Origin of the sequence: Streptomyces albospinus, from assembly GCF_014648695.1 — a bacterium.
Classification (GTDB): Bacteria; Actinomycetota; Actinomycetes; order Streptomycetales; family Streptomycetaceae; genus Streptomyces; species Streptomyces albospinus.
In genome coordinates this window covers 119,861-138,842 of record NZ_BMRP01000009.1, presented here as the reverse complement: position 1 = coordinate 138,842, position 18,982 = coordinate 119,861, and the positions used below count along the sequence as shown (strand labels likewise).

Sequence of the window (18,982 nt, the reverse complement as noted above, 5' to 3'; positions counted from 1 at the left end):
CCGCTCCGTTACGCGTCCGGTGTGGACAGGGCGCCGCGGCGGGACCGTATGGTGTTGCGGTGCAGAACGGGGCCGCGTGGACATGACGAGTGTGAATACGGATGTGAGCGCGGGCGCCGGGCGGCGCGGAGGCAGCGGCCGGACGCCGCGTGCCACGCCCCCGGCCGGCACCGACCTCACCGGTGACGCGGCCGACCCCCTGGACGTCCACGGCTGGGGATGGGGCGAGCCGAGCCGGACCTGGACCGCGATGACGGCGAGCGTGCTGCTCGCCGCGGTCGCCGGGGTCTGCGCGGGCGCCTGGTACGGGGACCGCGGCACCGCGCTCTGGCTCGGCGGCGTCGCCGTCGTGGCCGAGGGCGCCGGAGCCGCCCTCGCCGCATCGGCCGGACGCACCGGGCGGCACGCCCCCGGCACCGCGCTGCTGCTGCTCGGTGGCACGCTCGGCACCCTCGCCGCCTGGCAGGCCGCCCCGGCGGGCGCCGCCCGGCTCGCCGCCGTCGGACTCACCGCCGCCGCCGTCCTCGCGCTCCTCGGACTCTGCACGGGCCTCGGGCGCGGCGGCCTCACGGGCGCGGCGGCGCTCGCGCTCGCCGTGGGCGCCTGGGAGGCGGGCCTGGCCCTGACCGACCCCACCCGTACGGGAGCCGCCCTCGGCTTCCTCTCCGTACTGGCCCTCGGGGCGCTGCCCCGGCTGGCCCTGACGGCGGCCGGCCTGACCCGGCTGGACGACCGACACTCCGGTGGCACCCCGGTCAGCCGGCACCAGGTGGCCGCCGCACTCGGCGCCACCCACCGGGGGCTGGCCCCGGCCACGGTGGCCATGGCGGTCTCGGCCGGCGCGGCCGGCGTCCTCGTGGCGGGCGACGGCGGCACCTGGCCGGTGCTCACCGCCGTCCTGCTGTCCGTGGTCCTGTTCTCCCGGGCCCGCGCCTACCCCCTGGCCGTCGAGGTGGTCGCGCTGCTCGCGGCCGGCACGGCCGTCTGCGTACGGCTCGTCCTCCTCTGCGCCACGGACGGCGGCGCCCCGGGCCGCGCCCTGGCCGCGCTGTGCGTCCTGGCCGCCCTGCCGGTGGCGGCGCTCGCCGTACGGGTGCCGGAGCCCTTCCGGGCCCGGCTGCGGCACTGGCTGGACCGCGTCGAGTCGGTGAGCATGGTGGCGCTGATTCCGGTGGGCCTGGGAGCCTTCGGGCTCTACGGGCTCCTGTGGGGCGGGTCCTGACCGGGAAGGCGGGAGGGGCGGTGCCGGCGGAGACGGCAGGTACCCCGGCGGGAATTCGTGGGGGAAATCCTGTGAAGACCCGGCGCCGCCGGAACTTCCCGGGAGCACGGAGCAGTTCGGAATGCAGGCACGGCAAGAACTGCAAGAACTGCAAGAACGGCAAGAACGGCAAGAACGGCAGGGTCGGCACGAGGGCCGGGCGGGCGAGGAGATGCGTGAGCCGCGCGACCGGGAGGCGCGGGAAGGGGGTGCAGGTCCGGTGAGTACGAAGGGTGTGGACATGGTGAGCGGTGCGGCGGCGGACGCCGGGCACGCGCCGGGCGCGCTGCCGGCGGCGGTACCGATGCCGGCGGCGGCCCCTGCGCAGCCGACGACTCCGGAGCCGACGCCCGCGGCTGCGGCTCCCGTTGGGCCGGCTCCCGTTGGGCCCGCTCCTATTGGGCCGGCGCCTGTTGGGCCCGCGCCTGTTGAGGTGTCGCCGTTCGACCCCAAGCCCGTAGCGGTGCCCCCGGCGCCGATGCCTCCAGCCGCGATGCCCGCGGCTGCGATGGCTCCGGCTGCGCCCGCTCCGGCTGTGCCCGCTCCGGCTGCGCCTGCCCCGTCGGCCGCCGCCCCGTCTGCGCCCGCCGCGCCCCCGATGCCGGCGCCCGAGGCGGCCCCCGAGGCGGCCCCCACGCCCCCCTCCGCTTCTTCGGCTCCTTCGGCCTCTTCGGCCCCCGATCCCGGGCGTTACGGCCGTGCCGGGCTGCCCGCCCGGACGCCGGTCTCCGTACCGCTGCTGCCGCCCGAGTTGGCCGACGGGCAGCCCCGGCCGCGGCGCGGCGACCCGCTGAGCCGGCGCGCGGGCCGGGCCCTGCGCCGGGTGTTCGCGTCCTCCCCGGCCGCCGAGACCGCCGCCCTCACCCAGGCCGCGTACGCCATCCAGCAACCGGTGTCCACGGGCCGGCAGATCGCCGTGTCCAGCATCCGCGGCGGCGCCGGCAAGTCCACCGTCGCCGCCCTCCTGGCGCTGACCTTCGCGCACTACCGCTCCGATCCGGTGCTCGCCGTCGAGGCCGACCCGGCGCTGGGCACGCTCCCGCACCGGCTCGGCGCCCGCGAAGTGCGCTGGTCCGGCAGCGACCTGGCGCAAATCGTCGAACCGTCGATGCTGATCACGGACCTGACCGGCTATCTGCTCCCGTTCGCCGGGGGCGGCTGGCTGCTGCCCGGCAGCCAGGGCGCCATCGGGACCCGGCTGGACATCGACGCGTACCGCGTGGTGATGACGTCCCTGCGCCGCCACTTCGCGGCCACGGTCGTGGACTGCGAGACGCTGCCCGCCGAGGTGGCGCGCACCGCGCTGGTGACGACCCAGGCCCGCGTCCTGGTCACCCCGGCGACCCCGGAGGGCGTCGCGGCCACCCGCTCCGTGCTGGACTGGGTCGGCGGTCTGCACCCGGGCCTGCTGCCGACCACGGTCGTGGTGCTCACCCACTCCTCGCCCGACAGCGGCGTCGACGTCCGCAAGGCCGCCGGCCATCTGGGCGCCGGCGGCGCGGCGGTGCTGCCGCTGCCGTACGACCGCCATCTGGCGGCCGGCGGCGCCATCCGTACGGAGCTGCTGGGGGAGCGGACGCGGGAGGCCGCGGCGCGGATCGCGGCCGAGGTCATGGACCGCGCGGTCTCCCGCGACCCGAGCCGGCGTCGGCAGCACCGGACGCCCCACCAGGACTCCCCGCAGCCGCAGCCGACACCGCAGCCGCAACCGATATCGCGACAGCAGCCGATATCGCGACAGCAGTCGGCACCACAGCCGCAGCCGCAGCCGGCCCCGCAGGGATACCCCCAGCCCCCGGGCGGACCGCAGCAGCAGCCCCGGCCCCGGCCGGTTGCCCAGCCCGTTGCCCAGCAGGTGGCCGCTCAGCCGGCCGCGCCGCCGGCCGCGCCGCCGGCCGCGCCGCCCGCCGCGCCGCCGCCCCACATCCAGCACCCGTCGCACCTGCCCCCGCCGGCGCCGCTCCCGCCGACCGATCCCCGCACCCACTTCGGCGGCTCCCCGAGCTGACCCGGACCGGCCCTGACGGGACTCCGACCGGACTCGGGCCAGACTCCGACCGGGCTCCGGCCGGACTCCGACCGGACTCGGGCCGGGCTCCCCTGGGCCCCTGCGGGGCTCCGACCGTCCCCCGGCCCCGCCCCGCCCCGCCCGGCCCGGCCCCGCCCCGATCTCGCCCCATCCCGCCATCCAGACCCCCGCCGTCCGCCCTGTGAGACGCCCCATGAGACAAGCGGGGCAGGCGTCTACGCTGCCGGCCACCCAGGTAGGGCGAAGTGAGGACAACCGGTCCATCGGCGACGACGCGGCTGCTCAGCGCGGCCGGGGCAGGGCCTAGACTCCGTCTGTACAGATCGTCGAAGTCGTTGAACAAGCGCAGTCAGGGAGCGAGGGGCGGACGTGCCGGACGCGACCGTAGGCACCACCGTCGCCGCGGACTACTTCCGGGGCTACTCGGTCGTCGGGATCATCGCCGTGGTCGGTGTGCTGTTCGTCGCCGTGGCCTTCGGGGCCGGGCGGCTGCTGCGGCCCGTCGTGCCGACGCCCGAGAAGCTGCTGACGTATGAATGTGGTGTGGACCCGGTGGGAGAGGGCTGGGCGCACACCCAGGTCCGCTACTACGTCTACGCGTTCCTCTATGTCATCTTCGCCGTCGACTCGATCTTCCTGTTCCCCTGGGCGACGGTCTTCGCCGCCCCCGGATTCGGCGGCGTGACGCTGGCGGAGATGTTCATCTTCCTCGGCTTCCTCGCCGTCGGCCTGCTCTACGCATGGAAGAAGGGCGTCCTGGAATGGACGTGACCCCCGTTTCCGCCGGCTCCGCCGCCGCGTCCGAGGGCGCTGCCCCCGAGTTCCTGCCGGAGCCGCGTCGCCTGGGCGCGCTCGCCCGGCTCGCGCCCGAACCGATGAAGGTGGTCCTCAACTGGGGCCGCCGCTACAGCCTGTGGGTCTTCAACTTCGGGCTGGCCTGCTGCGCCATCGAGTTCATCGCGGCGTCCATGGCCCGGCACGACTTCATCCGGCTCGGCGTGATCCCGTTCGCGCCCGGACCGCGCCAGGCCGACCTGATGGTGGTCTCCGGCACCGTCACCGACAAGATGGCGCCCGCGGTCAAGCGGCTCTACGAGCAGATGCCGGAGCCGAAGTACGTCATCTCCTTCGGGGCGTGCTCCAACTGCGGCGGCCCCTACTGGGACTCGTACTCGGTCACCAAGGGCGTCGACCAGATCATCCCCGTGGACGTGTACGTGCCGGGCTGCCCGCCCCGTCCGGAGGCGCTGCTCCAGGGCATCCTCAAGCTCCAGGAGAAGATCGCCCGCGAGTCGCTGGGCGAGCGCTACCCGCGCACCGGCCGGCCGTCCGCCGCCGCGCTGCGCAGCGGGCTCGTCGCACCCCCGGCGGCCAAGGAAGCCAAGGAAGCCAACGGATCCAACGAGGCCAACGAGGCCAAGGCCGCCGCGGCCCCGTCGTCGATGGAAGCGGCGGCTACGGATGCGACGGCTCCGGATGCGGCGGATACGGCAGCGGGGGAGGGGCCCCGATGAGCGAGCAGCCAGAGCAGCAGCCAGAGCAGCAGCCAGAGCAGACGGCTGAACAGCAGGCCCGGCAGAGGCCGGAGCAGCAGCCCGCCCGGACGCCGGAAGAGCAGCCCGCGCAGCGGGTGGAACAGCCCGTCGCGGACGCCCCCGAGCCCGCCGTCGGCTGGCTGCCGCGCCCCGCGAGCGAGATCTTCGGTATCGGCGCCACGGCGGAGCTGGCGTACGACCTGCTGACCGTGGACGTCCCGGCGGACGGCTGGATCGACGCGCTCACGGCCGCCCGCGACGGCCTCGGCTGCACCTACTTCGACTGGCTGAGCGCCGTCGACGAGCCCGGCACCGGCTTCCGGATCTGCGCCCACCTCGCGGAGGTGGCGCACCCCGGCACCGTCCGCCGGCTGCTCGTCCGGACGACCGTGCCGCACGACGCGCCCGCGCTGCCCACCGCCGTCGGCGTGTACGCGGGTGCCGCCTGGCACGAGCGCGAGACGCACGAGATGTTCGGCGTGGACTTCACCGGCCATCCGCACCTCGTCCCGCTGCTGCTCCCGGAGGAGTTCGAGGGGCATCCGCTGCGCAAGGACTTCGTGCTCGCGGCGCGGGTCGCCAAGGCGTGGCCGGGTGCCAAGGAGCCGGGGGAGTCCGAGCACGGCGGGCCCAAGCGTCGGCAGATGCTGCCGCCCGGCGTGCCCGACCCCAATGAATGGGGCCCGCTCAAGGGCCAGTTGCCGCCGGCGCCGGCGCGCCCGGCGCGGGGTGCCCGTGCGGCGGGTGCCGCGCGGGGCGCGGGTGCCGCAGCTGGCGAGCGCCCGGCCCGGCGTACCGGTAGCGCGAGCGCGGGCTCGGCCAGCCAACAGACCGGGGAGACGGCGGGGGCGGCGGCTGCCGCGGGGACGGAGACCGCCCCGGGTACGGAGACCGCCGCGACCGCGGCCGGGACCGGCACCGCGGCCGGGCGCCCCGTCGCCGGCGAACGCCCGGTGCGTGCCGAGCGCCCGGACCGGCCCGCCCGGCGGATGCGTTCGGCGAGCGAGGGGTCGGCGAGCCAGCAGGCCGCGGCGGAAGCGGCGCCGGAGGCGCGGCGACCCGCGGCGGACGAGGACGCCGCCGCGCCCGAGGGCACCCCGGCCGCCCCGCCCGCCGAGGGCACCCCCGCGCCCGCGCGCTCCTCCGACGCGCCCTGGCACCACGCCCGCCCGGCCTTCGACGCACCGCAGCCGGAGCGCACGCCCGAGCCGGAGCGGAAGCCGGAACCGGAGCGGAAGCCGGAACCGGAGCGGAAGCCCGAGCCGGAGCGGAAGCCGGAACCGGTGCAGAAGCCCGAGCCCGCAGCCGAGCCGCAGCCGGAAGCGAAGCCCGAGCGAAAGCCCGAGCCGGAAGCGAAGCCCGGCCCCGAGCCGAAGCCCGAGCCCGAGCCCGAGCCGAAAACCGGCCCCGGCTCGAAGCCCGGCCCCGCCCCGAAGCCCGACTCCGCCAACCACCGGCTCGGTGAAGAAGGAGGCGACACCCCGTGAGCGACACCCTCGCCATCGCGCTGCGCCTGCTCGCGGTCTTCGTCGTGTTCCTGGTTTTCCCACTGGTCATCGGCCAGACCGAGCACAAGGTCATGGCCCATATGCAGGGCCGCCTCGGACCGATGTACGCGGGCGGCTTCCACGGCTGGGCGCAACTCGTCGCCGACGGCGTCAAGTTCGCGCAGAAGGAGGACATCGTCCCGGCCGGTGCCGACCGGCGGATCTTCCAACTCGCGCCGGCCGTCGCGCTGTTGCCGTACCTCCTGGTCCTGGTCGCCATCCCGATAGGCCCGCACAACGCCGTCGGGCAGGCCCTCGACGCCGGCATCTTCTTCGTGCTCGCCGTCATGGGCGTCGGCGTGCTCGGCTCCCTGATGGCGGGCTGGGCGTCGGCGAACAAGTTCTCGCTGCTCGGCGGTCTGCGGACGGCCGCGCAGCTGCTCGCGTACGAGCTGCCGATGCTGCTGGCCGCCGCGTCCGTCGCGATGGCCGCCGGCACGCTCTCGCTGCCCGGCATCCTCGACGCCTTCCACTGGTGGTGGGTGCCGTGGCAGATCGTCGGCGGCGTGGTCTTCTTCACCGCGGGGCTCGCCGAGCTCCAGCGCCCGCCGTTCGACATGCCGGTCGCCGACTCGGAGATCATCTTCGGTGCGTACACCGAGTACACCGGGCTGCGCTTCGCGCTCTTCCTGCTCGCCGAGTACGCCGGCATCGTCGTCCTCTGCGCGCTGACCTCGGTCCTCTTCCTGGGCGGCTGGCACGGCCCGTTCGGCGCCGACGGCCTGGGCTGGCTGTGGACGCTGCTGAAGACCGTGGTGCTCGCCTTCGGCGTCATCTGGTTGCGGGTCACCTACCCGCGGCTCCGCGAGGACCAGCTTCAGAAGCTCGCCTGGACGGTCCTGATCCCGCTCGCCCTCGCCCAGATCGCCCTCACCGGCATCGTCAAGGTGGTGATCTCCTGATGTCCCGCCCGTCGCCCGACCACCCCTCAACGACGCCTTCCAAGCGACCCCGTTCGATTCCCGGCAGCGGTCTCGCCAAGGGCCTGGCCGTCACGCTGCGCACGATGACCCGGCGTTCGGTCACCGCCCAGTACCCGGACGTCCAGCCCGACCTCGCGCCCCGTACGCGCGGCGTCATCGGGCTGTTCGAGGAGAACTGCACGGTCTGCATGCTGTGCGCCCGTGAGTGCCCGGACTGGTGCATCTACATCGACTCCCACAAGGAGACGGTGCCGCCGGCCGCGCCCGGGGGCCGGGAGCGCAGCCGGAACGTGCTCGACCGCTTCGCCATCGACTTCGCGCTGTGCATGTACTGCGGTATCTGCATCGAGGTCTGCCCGTTCGACGCGCTCTTCTGGTCGCCGGAGTTCGAGTACGCGGAGACGGACATCCGGGAGCTGACCCACGAGCGCGACAAGCTGCGCGAGTGGATGTGGACGGTGCCCGAGCCGCCCGCGCTGGACCCGGCGGCCGAGGAGCCCAAGGAGATCGCCGCCGCCCGCAAGGCCGCGGACAAACTCGCCGCCCAGCAGGCAGCCGAAGCAGAGGCAGAGGCAGAGGCAGAGGCAGAGGCAGAGGCCGAAGCGCCGGCCGGGACACAGGACACACCGGACCGGGACACCAAGGAGGAGGGAACGTGACGCTCGCCGCCGCAAGCCACGGCTTCCTCTCGCCCACGGGTGTCGAGATCGCCTTCCTCCTCGTCGGCATCGCCACCCTCGGGGCGGCGATCGTGACCGTGAGCTCCCGCCAGCTGGTGCACGCCGCCCTGTGGCTGGTGGTCGCCCTCGGCGGAATCGCCGTGGAATACCTGCTGCTCACCGCCGAGTTCATCGCATGGGTGCAGGTGCTGATCTACGTCGGCTCCGTCGTCGTCCTCCTCCTCTTCGGGCTGATGCTCACCAAGGCGCCCATCGGCCGCTCCCCGGACGCCGACTCGGGCAACCGCTGGCCCGCGCTCGCGGTGGCCCTCGCCTCCGCCGCGGCCCTGGTCTGGGTCGTGGTCGACGCCTTCCGCACCACCTGGATCACCCTCGACGGTGTCCAGGGCTCCGCCGCGGTCTCCGGGCGCAGCCTCTTCCAGTACTGGGTGCTGCCCTTCGAGGCGCTGTCCGTCCTGCTGCTCGCCGCGCTCGTCGGCGCGATCGTGCTGTCCCGTAAGGGCGGCGACACGAAGGGCGCGGCGGAGGGCTCCGCGAAGGGCGCTGTGCGTACCCCGGCCGCCCCCGTCGCCCGGGAGGGGCAGCGCTGATGCATCTCGCCTACCCGGCCGTCCTCGCCGTCCTCCTCTTCTGCACCGGTCTGTACGGCGTGCTCGCCCGCCGCAACGCGATCCTGGTGCTGATGTCCGTCGAGCTGATGCTCAACGCCGTCAACCTCAACCTCGTCGCCTTCGACGTCTGGCTGCGCGACACCCTGCACGCCGGCCAGGCGCTCACCCTCTTCACCATCGCCGTCGCCGCCGCCGAGATCGGCATCGGCCTGGCGATCGTGCTGCTCGTCTACCGCAACCGCGGCAGCTCCGACATCGACCGGCTCCGCGACCTCGCCGAGCGGCCGGCCGGTCCGGACGCTGCGGACGGCGGCCGGCAGCAGCCGGACACCAAGGCGGAGGCCACCGCGTGACGCTCACGACCACCGCCGTACTCGTCCCCCTCCTGCCCTTCCTCGGAGCCGTCGCCGGCCTCCTCCTGGGGCGCCGCGCACCCGGCTTCGTCCGCCCGCTGGCCGTGCTGCCGACGCTCGCCGCGGCCGTGCTCGCGGTGACCGTCGCCATCGGCCAGGGCACCGGCCCGGCCACCGACGTCGCCACCCGGCTCACCCCGACCGGTTCGCTCCCCGTCGACCTGGCCCTGCACCTCGACGGCTTCGCCACGCTGATCGCCGTACTCGTCGGCGTCGTGGCGACCTGTGTGCAGATCTACTCCACCGGTTATCTGCGCGACGACCCGCGCTACGCCTCCTACGCCGCGCTGGTCTCCCTCTTCACCTCCGCGATGCTGCTCGTCGTCTACACCGGCGACCTGATGGTGCTGCTGGTCGGCTGGGAAGTCATGGGCATCTGCTCGTACTTCCTCGTCGGCCACTACTGGGAGACCGAGGCCGCCCGCAGCGCCTCCCTCAAGGCGTTCCTGGTCACCAAGCTCGGCGATGTCCCCTTCCTCTTCGGCATCTTCGCGCTGGCCGCCGAGACCGGTACGTTCCGGATCACCGGCGTCCTCGGCCACGTCGCCCGGGACGGCCTGGACCACCCGACGCTGATCGCGCTGCTGCTGCTGGCCGGCGTCGCGGGCAAGTCCGCGCAGTTCCCGCTGCACACCTGGCTCCCGGACGCGATGGCCGGCCCGACGCCCGTCTCGGCGCTCATCCACGCCGCGACGATGGTCGCCGCCGGTGTCTATGTCGTGGCCCGTCTCCTCCCCGTCTTCGCCGCCTCCGCGGCGGCGCTGGTGGTGCTCGCGGTGATGGCCGCGATCACCATGGTCGGCTCCGCGCTGGCCGCGCTCGCCCAGGACGACATCAAGCGCGTACTGGCCTATTCGACCGTCGGCCAGCTCGGCTACATGACCGGTGCGCTGGCCGTCGGCGACCGCGGCGCCGCCGTCTTCCACCTCCTGTCCCACGGCGCGTTCAAGGCACTCCTCTTCCTCGGCGCGGGCGTGATCATCCACGCCGCGGGCACCAACTCGCTGGCCGCCATGTCCCGCATGGGCGGCCTCGCCCAGCGCATCCCGGACGCCTTCTGGACGGTCACCGTCGCGCTGCTCGCGCTCGCCGCCATCCCGCCGTTCGCCGGCTTCTTCTCCAAGGAAGCCGTGCTGGGCGCCGCCGAGCACGCCGCCACCGGTCATGCGGCCGGTATCCCCGGCGCCGCCGGCTGGACCGTGCTGGTCTCCGGACTGCTCACCGCCCTCCTCACCGCGGCCTACGCCACCCGTCTGTGGCTGCTGGTCTTCAAGGGCAGGGGAGCCGAGGTCCCGGACCACGGTCCGCAGCCGTTCGCCATGACCTCCGTCCTGTGGGTCCTCTTCATCCCCACGGTCGGCTTCGGCCTCACCGCCCCCTTCCTGCCCGCCTGGTTCGACGGGCGCTCGCTCGCCCCGACCCTGACCACCTCCGTCCTGGGCACCGGCGCCGCCCTCGTCGGCGGCCTGGTCACCTACGCCGCCTGGCGCCACACCAGCGCCCTCGCCGCCCGCACCCCCCTTCCCCAGCCCGCGGTCACCGCCGACGCCGCCCCCGCGCTCGCCGAGGAGCTGGCCATCGTCACCCACCACGCGGCCTACGAGGGCGCCGCCGAGGCCCCGGACCCGGCCGACCCCGGCCGTCTCCTGCTCGGCCCGCTGCACCGCCACGCGGCCGTCGGCTTCCACCTGGACGCCGTCTACGCCGCGCTGTTCGTACGCCCCGTCCGCGGCGCCGCCGAGCTGGTCCGCTTCCTCGACCGCGAGGTCGTCGACACCTACGTCCGCGGCGCGGGCACCGCCCCCCGCTGGCTGGGCGCCGCCGTCCGCCGCGCCCAGACCGGGAACGTGCAGACCTACCTCGGCGCCCTGCTCGCCGGCTCACTCGTCCTGGCCGTCGCCGCCGTCCTCGTCGCCACGGGCACGGGAGCCTGACCGTGCTGCCATCCCCCTGGGGCCGACCCCCGTACTTCCAGCCGACAGCCCTCGTAGCCGGCCGTGCCGGAGCCGAAACCCTGAGGAGGGCCTGACCCGTGAATCACACCGCCATGCAGATCCTCCTCGCGGGCGCCGTCGTCCTTCCCCTCGTCGGCGCGCTGGCCGCCCTGCTGCCGGCCCCGCCCGGCCTGAAGGGCAAGAACCCCGACCAGGCCGTACTGCGCCACGGCGTGACCGTCACCGCGGTCGTGCTCGCCGCGTCCCTCGCGCTGGCCGCCGGCTTCGACCGCGGCCACCCGGCCCGTATGCAGGCCACCACCGACATCAGCTGGATCCCGGCGCTCGGCATCCGTATCCACCTCGGCGTGGACGGCATCTCGCTCCCCCTCCTCGTCCTGACCGCGCTGCTGACCTTCCTCTGCGCCCTCTACAGCTACTTCAAGATGCCAACGGGCCCGTCACCCAAGGCATTTGTGGCGCTGCTGCTCGTCCTGGAGTCCGGCACCCTCGCGACCTTCGCCGTCCTCGACCTGATGCTGTTCTTCCTCGCCTTCGAGATGGTCCTCATCCCGATGTACTTCCTCATCGCCCGCTGGGGCGGTGCGCAGAAGCAGGCAGCGGCGTGGAAGTTCATCCTCTACACGCTGCTCGGCTCGGTCGTCATGCTGCTCGGCCTCCTCCTCATCGGCCTGAAATCCGGCACGTTCGACATGGTCGCACTCGCCACTGACAACGGCCCGAAAGCCCAGCTCAGCCACACGGTCCAGCTGATCGCGGTGCTCGCCGTCGGCATCGGACTGGCCGTCAAGTCCCCGCTGTGGCCGCTGCACAGCTGGCTGCCCGACGCCCACACCGCCGCCCCCACCGTCGGCTCGGTGCTGCTGGCCGGCGTCCTGCTGAAAATGGGCACCTACGGCTTCGTGCGGATCGCGCTGCCCATCACCCCCGAGGGCATGCACACCCTCGCGCCCTACCTCGCCGCGCTCGCCGCCGTGGGCATCATCTACGGGTCCCTCGCCTGCCTCGCCCTCGTCCGCAAGGGCGCCAAGGGCGACCTCAAGCGCCTGATCGCGTACAGCTCCGTCGGCCACATGGGCTTCGTCCTGCTGGGCATCGCGAGCATGACCCCCACCGGCGTCAACGGCGCCCTGTTCGCCAACATCGCGCACGGCCTGATCACCGGCCTGTTGTTCTTCCTCGTCGGCGCGCTCAAGGACCGCTGCGGCAGCACCGACATCGACACCCTGGCGGGCGCCACCGGCGCCGCCCTCTACGGCAGGGCGCCCCGCTTCGGCGGACTGCTCGCCTTCGGGGCGGTCGCCTCCCTGGGCCTGCCCGGACTGGCCGGCTTCTGGGGCGAGATGCTCGCGATGTTCGGCGCCTTCCGCCCGGCCGCGGGCCTGAGCCGCCCCGCCTTCCTGACGTTCATGGCACTGGCCGGCCTCGGCACCCTGCTGACCGCCGCGTACCTGCTGCTCGTCGTCCGCCGGGTCTGCATGGGCGGCACCCTGGCCGCGGGGACGGCACCCGCGGCGGACACCGCGGCGCCCCGCCCGGCCGCCCCTGTCATCCCCGATCTCGCGCGCTACGAATACGCGGCCTGGAGTCCCCTCGCCGCCCTCACCGTCCTCGCCGGACTGTGGCCCGCGGCCCTCCTCGGCCTCACGAACCCGGCCGTCCAGCAGCTCCTCGGAGGCGGTAAGTGATGAGCTCGGTCACCTCTCTGGTCCAGTCCGTCGACTGGCTCGCCATCGCCCCGCCCACCATCGCCGCGGCCGTCGCCCTGGCGGTGCTGGTCGCCGACCTCTTCCTGCCCGCCGCCCGGAAGCCGCTGCTCGGCTGGATCGCGACCGCGGGCCTCGCCCTCGCCGCCCTCTCCCTGCTGCCCCTCCTGGACGGCCACCGCCGCACCTTCTGCCTTACCGGCCGGCCGGACGTGTGCAGTTACGCGGCCGACCACTTCGCCCTGGTCATCCAGTTCCTGGTGCTGGCCGGCGCGCTGCTGACCGCCCTGCTCTCCGTCGACACCATCAAGGACCACGACCTGCCCACCGGCGAGTACTGGTTCCTGCTGCTGTCCTCCGCGGCCGGCGCCGCCCTGCTGCCCGCCTCCCGGGACCTCGCCACCCTGGTCATCGCCCTCGAAGTGGCCTCCCTGCCCGCCTTCGCCCTCGTAGGACTGCGGCGCGGCGACCGGCTCTCCTCCGAGGCGGCCCTGAAGTTCTTCCTGTCCTCCGTGGCCGCCACCGCCGTGATGCTGCTCGGCGTCAGCTTCCTGTACGCGGCCACCGGGAACCTGCACCTCTCCCGGGTGGCGCACGCCCTCGCCGCCCTCCCGGACCCCCGCCTGGCCACCCTGGCGAGCGCCGGAGTCGCGCTCACCCTCGTCGGCTTCGCCTTCAAGACCGCCGCCGTCCCGTTCCACTTCTGGGTGCCGGACACCTACGTCGGCGCGCCGCTGCCGATCGCCGCGTACCTCTCTGTGGTCGGCAAGGCCGTCGGCTTCTCCGGCCTGATCCTCGTCACCGTCCAGGGCTTCCCCTCGTACGCGAACGTCTGGGGCCCGGCGCTGGCCGTCCTCGCCGCGCTCACCATGACCGTCGGCAACGTCGCCGCCCTCCGCCAGGACCCCCACCGCACCCACAGCGCGGTCCGCCTGCTCGCCTGGTCCTCGGTGGGCCAGGCGGGCTACCTCCTGGTCCCGATCGCCGCCGCCGGCTACGCCCACGACCCGGCGCACGCCATCGGCTCCACCGTCGCCTACGCCCTCATGTACGGCGCGGTGAACCTCGGCGCCTTCGCCGTCGCCGCCCTGGTGGCCCGCACCAGCCCCGCCCACCGCATCGCCGACTACCGGGGCCTCTACGCCCGCCGCCCCCTGGTGGCACTCGCCCTCGGCTTCTTCCTGCTCTGCCTCGCCGGTCTGCCGCCGGGCATCATCGGCCTCTTCGCGAAGGTGACGGTCTTCTCCGCGGCCGTCGACGCCGGCCTGGGCTGGCTCGCCGTCGTGATGGCCGTCAACGTCGTGATCGCGCTCTACTACTACCTCCAGTGGACCGCCGTCCTCTTCCGCGCCGACGGGGCCCCGGCCGCCGAAACCCCGCGCGCCCGGATCCCGGCCCCCCTCACCGCCGCCATCACTCTGGCCGCGGCCCTCGGCATCGCCCTCTCCGGAGCCCCCCAGCTGGTCCTCCGCTTCGCGTCCGGGGCACTCCTCTAGGGCCTGCCCGATGGGTCAGGGCCTACAAGGCCCCGGCCGTACCACAGCCGGACCCCACGGACGCCCGCACGCCGCACGGCCGCACGCCCAGGCGCAGCCTCCCCGCCGCGCCAAGGGAACCACCCCACCCCATCTCGCGTTGACCAGTGAGTAAGGGTCCACTGGAGAGTGGAGAAACGAAGCAAAGGGTTCCCCTGCCGCACCACTTGGAGGGCGTACCGTGCACCGCCGGCACAACGGGCTCAGGACCGCCGTACTCCTCGGGGGACTGTCCGCACTCATCATCGTCATCGGCAGCCTTTTCGGCCGTACGGGCCTGATCGTCGCCGTCCTCGTAGCCGTGGGCACCAACGCCTACGCGTACTGGAACAGCGACAAGCTCGCGCTGCGCGCCATGCGCGCCCGCCCGGTCAGCGAGTTCGAGGCACCACAGCTCTACCGCATGGTGCGGGAGCTCTCGACGACCGCCCGCCAGCCCATGCCGCGGCTGTACATCTCCCCGACCCAGGCGCCCAACGCCTTCGCCACCGGCCGCAACCCCCGCAACGCCGCGGTCTGCTGCACCGACGGCATCCTCCAGCTCCTCGACGAACGCGAACTGCGCGGCGTCATCGGCCATGAGCTCAGCCACGTCTACAACCGCGACATCCTCATCTCCTCCGTCGCGGGCGCCCTGGCCTCCGTCGTGATGTTCCTGGTCAACTTCGCCTGGCTGATCCCCGTTGGGCGCTCGGACGACGACGAGGGCCCCGGCATCGTGGGCATGCTGCTGATCATGATCCTCGGCCCGATCGCGGCCTCCCTGATCCAGCTGGCCGTCAGCCGCTCCCGCGAATACCAGGCCGACGCCTCGGGCGCTCAGCTCACCGGCGACCCGCTCGCCCTGGCCTCCGCCCTGCGCAAGCTCGAAACGGGCACCCAGCAGCTCCCGCTCCCGCCCGAGCCCCGCCTGGAGACCGCGAGCCACATGATGATCGCCAATCCCTTCCGCCCCGGCGAGGGCCTCTCCCGCCTGTTCTCCACCCACCCCCCGATGCACGACCGCATCACCCGCCTGGAACAGATGGCCGGCCACCACCGCCCCTGAACCCGGCCCCGCCCCCGGCCGCTGGCGCCGCCGCCCACCTCCCCGCAAGATGAAGGCAACGTCCCGTACGGTCCGGCGCGTCTAGCACGGCGGAAACACTCGCCGTGCACGTGGAAGGCTGCCGATCATGAAGTTCATCCTCAACATTCTCTGGCTGATCCTCAGTGGATTCTGGATGGCGCTCGGCTACGCACTCGCGGGCCTGATCTGCTGCATCCTGATCGTCACGATCCCGTTCGGCATCGCGTCGTTCCGCATCGCCGGCTACGCCCTGTGGCCGTTCGGCCGGACGACCGTGGAGCGGCGTGACGCCGGTGCCGGTTCGGTGATCGGCAACATCATCTGGATCGTCTTCGCGGGCTGGTGGCTGGCTCTGGGCCACATCGTCACCGGTATCGCGCTGTGTGTGACGATCATCGGGATCCCGTTCGGCATCGCCAACTTCAAGATGATCCCGATCTCCCTGCTGCCGCTCGGCCGCGAGATCGTCCCCATCGACGAGCCCTTCGCGACGCGCTGAAACGCCACGTGCTGAAACGCAACGCGCAGATGCCCCATGCATGACGCCGCGCCCCGGAGTATCGCGCTCCGGGGTGCGGCGGTTGTGTCAGCGGCCGTTGAAGAAGCCCAGGGTGCCCCGTCCCAGGCCGCCCCGTCCGCCCCGTCCGAACGTGTCCGCCACGACGGTGCTGGAAATGCTGTCCCCGGCGTTCTGGGTGATGCTGGCGATGTTCTTCTGGTTGTCGATGAAGATGTTCGTGCGGCAACCGTCCCCGGGCGTGAGGGGCGGAATCAGGCTCAAAAAGCTGGATGACGGCGCGCAGTGAATGTCCTGATCGAAGATCTCGCCACCCCGGCCCCCGGCGTTGGCCGTGCCTGCCGCCGACAGCAGCAGCGCACCGGTCCCGAGGGTGCCCGCGACCACACGCATTGTCTTACCCACGACGGAACGTCCTTCCTGTCCTGGTCCCGGTCCTGAGCCGGGATCACCGCGATAACGAAGCAGTTACGCCATGAGCACGCTGCGCTACTCCGTCGTGGTGACGGCGCCCGAAGCCGATCACCCTGCTGCCGCTCGGCCGCGAGATCGTCCCCACCGACCAGCCCTTCGCGACGCGCTGAACAGGAGAGGGCGGGTGCTCGGAGCACCCGCCCTAGCCAGGAAAGTCGCTGGTCAGACCGTGAGGCAGAACCTGAGTGGCTTTGTTGCGCGATGCTGACCCTCGGAACAGCATCCCGTTCGGCATCGCGTCGTTCCGCATCGCCGGCTATGCCCTGTGGCCGTTCGGCCGGACGACCGTGGAGCGGCGTGACGCCGGTGCCGGTTTGGTGATCGGCAACATCATCTGGATCGTCTTCCCGGGCTGGTGGCTGGCCCTGGGCCACATCGTCACCGGTATCGCGCTGTGTGTGACGATCATCGGGATCCCGTTCGGCATCGCCAACTTCAAGATGATCCCGATCTCCCTGCTGCCGCTCGGCCGCGAGATCGTCCCCACCGACGAGCCCTTCGCGACGCGCTGAAACGCCACGTGCTGAAACGCAACGCGCAGATGCGCAATGCGCGACGCCGCGCCCCGGAGTATCGCGCTCCGGGGTGCGGCGGTTGTGTCAGCGGCCGTTGAAGAAGCCCAGGGTGCCCCGTCCCAGGCCGCCCCGTCCGCCCCGTCCGAACGTGTCCGCCACGACGGTGCTGGAAATGCTGCCCCCGGCGTTCTGGGTGATGCTGGCGATCCTCTTCTGGTTGTCGATGAAGATGTTCGTGCGGCAACCGTCCCCGGGCGTGAGGGGCGGAATCAGGCTCAAGCTGAATGACGGTGCGCAGTGAATGTCCTGATCGAAGATCTCGCCACCCCGGCCCCCGGCGCTTGCCGTGCCTGCCACCGAAAGCAGCAGCGCACCGGCCCCGAGGGCGCCCGCGACCACATGCAATGTCTTACCCACGACGGAACGTCCTTCCTGTCCTGGTCCCGGTCCTGAGCCGGGATCACCGCGATAACGAAGCAGTAACGTCATGAGCACGCTGCGCTACTCCGTCGCGGTGACGGCTCCCCGAGATGATCACTCTGCTGCCGCTCGGCCGCGAAATCGCGCCGCGGATCGGCCGTTCACCGCCTGATGCCGCCTCAGGCGCGTACCAGCCCCCGGGGGGCCGTGTACCGCCGGAATCCGAGCGGCTCGACGCCCTCCACGCCCGCGATGAAGCGCATCACCGCCCCGCCGTCCTGCAACTGGGTGCCGGCCACCCGCTCGTGGGACTGCGCGTCGGTCCACTCGCTGTAGTTGACGACCTGGGTGCCGTCCTCACTGATGTGGAAGTGCGAGGCGATCCCGCCGTCCCCGCTCTGCCGCCCGCCGAACATCTCCAGCAGCCCGTCCACGAGCCGCCGGGCCGGCTCGTGCCCCGCCGTCCGGAACGCGACCCGTACGACGCAGCCCGGCGCCGGCGCCTCGCCCTCCGGCAGGAGCAGGCTCCCGTGCAGCCGGAACCGCCCGGGCCCGGCATCGCCGACGCCTCCGACGCCGTCCAGCACCGCCGCGATCCGTTCCGCGAGCCCGGCGCCCTCGGTGCGGACGAACTCCCGGTGCGCCGAACTGCTCGTCCACTGGGCGTAGTTGAGCACGCTGCGCTCGTCCGTCCCGGCGAACAGCACCTGCGAGAGGAGCCCGTCCGGCAGCGGCGTCTCCTCCCAGGCCCGTGCGACGCCGTCCAGCACGGCCCGCTGGCCCTCGGGGCTCCCCGCGTCCCATTCACCGATCAGTACGGCACCGGCATCCGCCCGCCGTATCTCCGGAAAGACGTCGGTACGAAAGCCGCCGGAAGGAGCAGCAACAACAGAAGCAGAAACGGAAGAACGGGAAGAGGGCGACGGCGAAGGTGAAGGCGAAGAGGTCATGCCCTCACCCTGCAATCTCAACCAAAGTCGAGGTCAAGGATCGCTCGGCGTGCCCCGGTCGTGGCCCGAGAAATGCCGGTGGGGCGGTGCGCCCCCGTGTCGCACCGCCCCATCCGCTCACCGCGTGAGGCACCCCGGATCCGGGGTTCTCAGCGGTAGTTCACAAACTGGATCGCGAAGTCCAGGTCCTTGCCCTTCAGCAGCTGCTGCACCGACTGGAGGTCGTCGCGGCTCTTGGAGCTGACCCGCAGCTCGTCGCCCTGCACCTGCGCCTTGACGCCCTTCGGGCCCTCGTCGCGGATGATCTTGGCGACCTTCTTCGCGTTCTCCTGTGAGATCCCCTCCTCGATAGAGGCGACGATCTTGTACTCCTTGCCCGACGCCTGCGGCTCGCCGGCGTCCAGGGCCTTCAGCGAGATCCCGCGCTTGACCAGCTTGGACTGGAAGATGTCCAGGACGGCCTTCACCCGCTCCTCGGCGTTGGCGCGCATTTCGATCTTCTCGCCCGACCACTCGATCGACGCGCCCACGCCCTTGAAGTCGTAGCGCTGCGAGATCTCCTTGGCGGCCTGGTTGAGGGCGTTGTCGACCTCCTGCCGCTCGACCTTCGAGACGATGTCGAAACTGGAGTCGGCCATGTTGAGTTGGCTCCTCGTACGTAGATCCATCAGAGGCGCGGCCCTTCCCGGACCGCCCGCCAAGCCTAGCCACCCGACCAAGATCCAGCGCTCCGCAATCGAGTGGCGAAGCACCCCCAGCCATCGGGTATGGTTTACGTCGTTGCCACGGAGCGCCGCCCCACAGCGGAACTCCCGGCGGCAAACCCTGGCGGTGTGGCTTCG

At 72.7% G+C, this 18,982-nt stretch carries 19 protein-coding genes; 15 read left to right on the top strand and 4 right to left on the bottom strand.

Features of this window, described 5'->3' with window-relative positions:
• The first annotated feature begins 82 nt into the window (after nt 1-82).
• From IEZ17_RS15120 to IEZ17_RS15050, 14 genes are all read left to right on the top strand, one after another.
• Entirely contained in the window at nt 83-1,222 is a 1,140-nt protein-coding gene (locus IEZ17_RS15120; protein WP_189300312.1) for a ubiquitin family protein, read from the top strand.
• Nucleotides 1,223-1,859: 637 nt separating this feature from the next.
• On the top strand, nt 1,860-3,269 hold the full coding sequence (locus IEZ17_RS15110) for a CpaE/TadZ family protein (protein ID WP_229852277.1): 1,410 nt from the start codon (nt 1,860-1,862) through the stop codon (nt 3,267-3,269).
• A gap of 390 nt (nt 3,270-3,659) precedes the next feature.
• A complete protein-coding gene (locus tag IEZ17_RS15105; RefSeq protein WP_189300310.1) occupies nt 3,660-4,061 on the top strand; it encodes an NADH-quinone oxidoreductase subunit A in 402 nt (133 codons plus the stop codon).
• A complete protein-coding gene (locus tag IEZ17_RS15100; protein WP_229852276.1) occupies nt 4,052-4,804 on the top strand; it encodes an NADH-quinone oxidoreductase subunit B in 753 nt (250 codons plus the stop codon). Before IEZ17_RS15105 ends, IEZ17_RS15100 begins: the two co-directional genes overlap by 10 nt.
• The gene (locus tag IEZ17_RS15095; protein ID WP_189300308.1) at nt 4,801-6,312 is read left to right on the top strand and encodes an NADH-quinone oxidoreductase subunit C; all 1,512 of its coding nucleotides are present in this window, start codon (nt 4,801-4,803) and stop codon (nt 6,310-6,312) included. The genes IEZ17_RS15100 and IEZ17_RS15095 overlap by 4 nt, the downstream gene beginning before the upstream one ends.
• Nucleotides 6,309-7,274 carry a complex I subunit 1/NuoH family protein gene (locus IEZ17_RS15090; RefSeq protein ID WP_159503129.1) on the top strand — a complete coding sequence of 322 codons (966 nt, stop codon included), beginning with the start codon at nt 6,309-6,311 and terminating at the stop codon, nt 7,272-7,274. The genes IEZ17_RS15095 and IEZ17_RS15090 overlap by 4 nt, the downstream gene beginning before the upstream one ends.
• Nucleotides 7,274-7,954, top strand: coding sequence for a NuoI/complex I 23 kDa subunit family protein (locus IEZ17_RS15085; protein ID WP_189300306.1), 681 nt, complete (start codon nt 7,274-7,276; stop codon nt 7,952-7,954). Before IEZ17_RS15090 ends, IEZ17_RS15085 begins: the two co-directional genes overlap by 1 nt.
• Complete coding sequence (locus tag IEZ17_RS15080) at nt 7,951-8,565, top strand: NADH-quinone oxidoreductase subunit J family protein (protein WP_189300304.1); 615 nt, start codon at nt 7,951-7,953, stop codon at nt 8,563-8,565. The genes IEZ17_RS15085 and IEZ17_RS15080 overlap by 4 nt, the downstream gene beginning before the upstream one ends.
• Complete coding sequence (gene nuoK, locus IEZ17_RS15075) at nt 8,565-8,939, top strand: NADH-quinone oxidoreductase subunit NuoK (RefSeq protein WP_189300302.1); 375 nt, start codon at nt 8,565-8,567, stop codon at nt 8,937-8,939. Before IEZ17_RS15080 ends, nuoK begins: the two co-directional genes overlap by 1 nt.
• Nucleotides 8,936-10,933, top strand: a complete 1,998-nt coding sequence (locus tag IEZ17_RS15070; RefSeq protein WP_189300300.1) for an NADH-quinone oxidoreductase subunit 5 family protein — start codon at nt 8,936-8,938, stop codon at nt 10,931-10,933. Before nuoK ends, IEZ17_RS15070 begins: the two co-directional genes overlap by 4 nt.
• Nucleotides 10,934-11,046: 113 nt before the next feature.
• Nucleotides 11,047-12,642: a complex I subunit 4 family protein gene (locus IEZ17_RS15065; RefSeq protein WP_189300489.1), complete on the top strand. Its 1,596-nt coding sequence runs from the start codon at nt 11,047-11,049 to the stop codon at nt 12,640-12,642.
• Nucleotides 12,642-14,156, top strand: coding sequence for an NADH-quinone oxidoreductase subunit N (locus IEZ17_RS15060; protein ID WP_189300298.1), 1,515 nt, complete (start codon nt 12,642-12,644; stop codon nt 14,154-14,156). Before IEZ17_RS15065 ends, IEZ17_RS15060 begins: the two co-directional genes overlap by 1 nt.
• Nucleotides 14,157-14,376: 220 nt before the next feature.
• On the top strand, nt 14,377-15,243 hold the full coding sequence (htpX, locus tag IEZ17_RS15055; protein ID WP_189300296.1) for a zinc metalloprotease HtpX: 867 nt from the start codon (nt 14,377-14,379) through the stop codon (nt 15,241-15,243).
• 127 nt (nt 15,244-15,370) lie between these two features.
• Complete coding sequence (locus tag IEZ17_RS15050) at nt 15,371-15,763, top strand: YccF domain-containing protein (RefSeq protein ID WP_189300295.1); 393 nt, start codon at nt 15,371-15,373, stop codon at nt 15,761-15,763.
• Nucleotides 15,764-15,850: 87 nt separating this feature from the next.
• Here IEZ17_RS15050 and IEZ17_RS15045 read toward each other — a convergent pair whose 3' ends face one another.
• Entirely contained in the window at nt 15,851-16,168 is a 318-nt protein-coding gene (locus tag IEZ17_RS15045; protein ID WP_229852275.1) for a hypothetical protein, read from the bottom strand.
• Between the two features lie 281 nt (nt 16,169-16,449).
• Between IEZ17_RS15045 and IEZ17_RS15040 the strand changes: the two genes are divergently transcribed.
• On the top strand, nt 16,450-16,767 hold the full coding sequence (locus tag IEZ17_RS15040) for a YccF domain-containing protein (protein WP_373299821.1): 318 nt from the start codon (nt 16,450-16,452) through the stop codon (nt 16,765-16,767).
• Nucleotides 16,768-16,854: 87 nt separating this feature from the next.
• Here the strand turns inward: IEZ17_RS15040 and IEZ17_RS15035 are convergent, their stop codons facing one another.
• The 3 genes from IEZ17_RS15035 to IEZ17_RS15025 form a co-directional block, all read right to left on the bottom strand.
• Nucleotides 16,855-17,187: a hypothetical protein gene (locus IEZ17_RS15035; RefSeq protein WP_189300289.1), complete on the bottom strand. Its 333-nt coding sequence runs from the start codon at nt 17,185-17,187 to the stop codon at nt 16,855-16,857.
• A 182-nt stretch (nt 17,188-17,369) separates the two neighbouring features.
• Nucleotides 17,370-17,960: a hypothetical protein gene (locus IEZ17_RS15030; protein ID WP_229852274.1), complete on the bottom strand. Its 591-nt coding sequence runs from the start codon at nt 17,958-17,960 to the stop codon at nt 17,370-17,372.
• Between the two features lie 329 nt (nt 17,961-18,289).
• The gene (locus tag IEZ17_RS15025; RefSeq protein WP_043264917.1) at nt 18,290-18,778 is read right to left on the bottom strand and encodes a YajQ family cyclic di-GMP-binding protein; all 489 of its coding nucleotides are present in this window, start codon (nt 18,776-18,778) and stop codon (nt 18,290-18,292) included.
• Nucleotides 18,779-18,982 lie beyond the last annotated feature (204 nt).

Coding starts and splice junctions, on each gene's coding strand:
- IEZ17_RS15120 (WP_189300312.1), top strand. CDS start 83: ATGACGAGTGTGAATACGGATGTGAGCGCGGGCGCCGGGCGGCGCGGA.
- IEZ17_RS15110 (WP_229852277.1), top strand. CDS start 1,860: ATGCCGGCGCCCGAGGCGGCCCCCGAGGCGGCCCCCACGCCCCCCTCC.
- IEZ17_RS15100 (WP_229852276.1), top strand. CDS start 4,052: ATGGACGTGACCCCCGTTTCCGCCGGCTCCGCCGCCGCGTCCGAGGGC.
- IEZ17_RS15095 (WP_189300308.1), top strand. CDS start 4,801: ATGAGCGAGCAGCCAGAGCAGCAGCCAGAGCAGCAGCCAGAGCAGACG.
- IEZ17_RS15085 (WP_189300306.1), top strand. CDS start 7,274: ATGTCCCGCCCGTCGCCCGACCACCCCTCAACGACGCCTTCCAAGCGA.
- nuoK (WP_189300302.1), top strand. CDS start 8,565: ATGCATCTCGCCTACCCGGCCGTCCTCGCCGTCCTCCTCTTCTGCACC.
- IEZ17_RS15065 (WP_189300489.1), top strand. CDS start 11,047: ATGCAGATCCTCCTCGCGGGCGCCGTCGTCCTTCCCCTCGTCGGCGCG.
- IEZ17_RS15060 (WP_189300298.1), top strand. CDS start 12,642: ATGAGCTCGGTCACCTCTCTGGTCCAGTCCGTCGACTGGCTCGCCATC.
- IEZ17_RS15050 (WP_189300295.1), top strand. CDS start 15,371: ATGAAGTTCATCCTCAACATTCTCTGGCTGATCCTCAGTGGATTCTGG.
- IEZ17_RS15025 (WP_043264917.1), bottom strand. CDS start 18,778: ATGGCCGACTCCAGTTTCGACATCGTCTCGAAGGTCGAGCGGCAGGAG.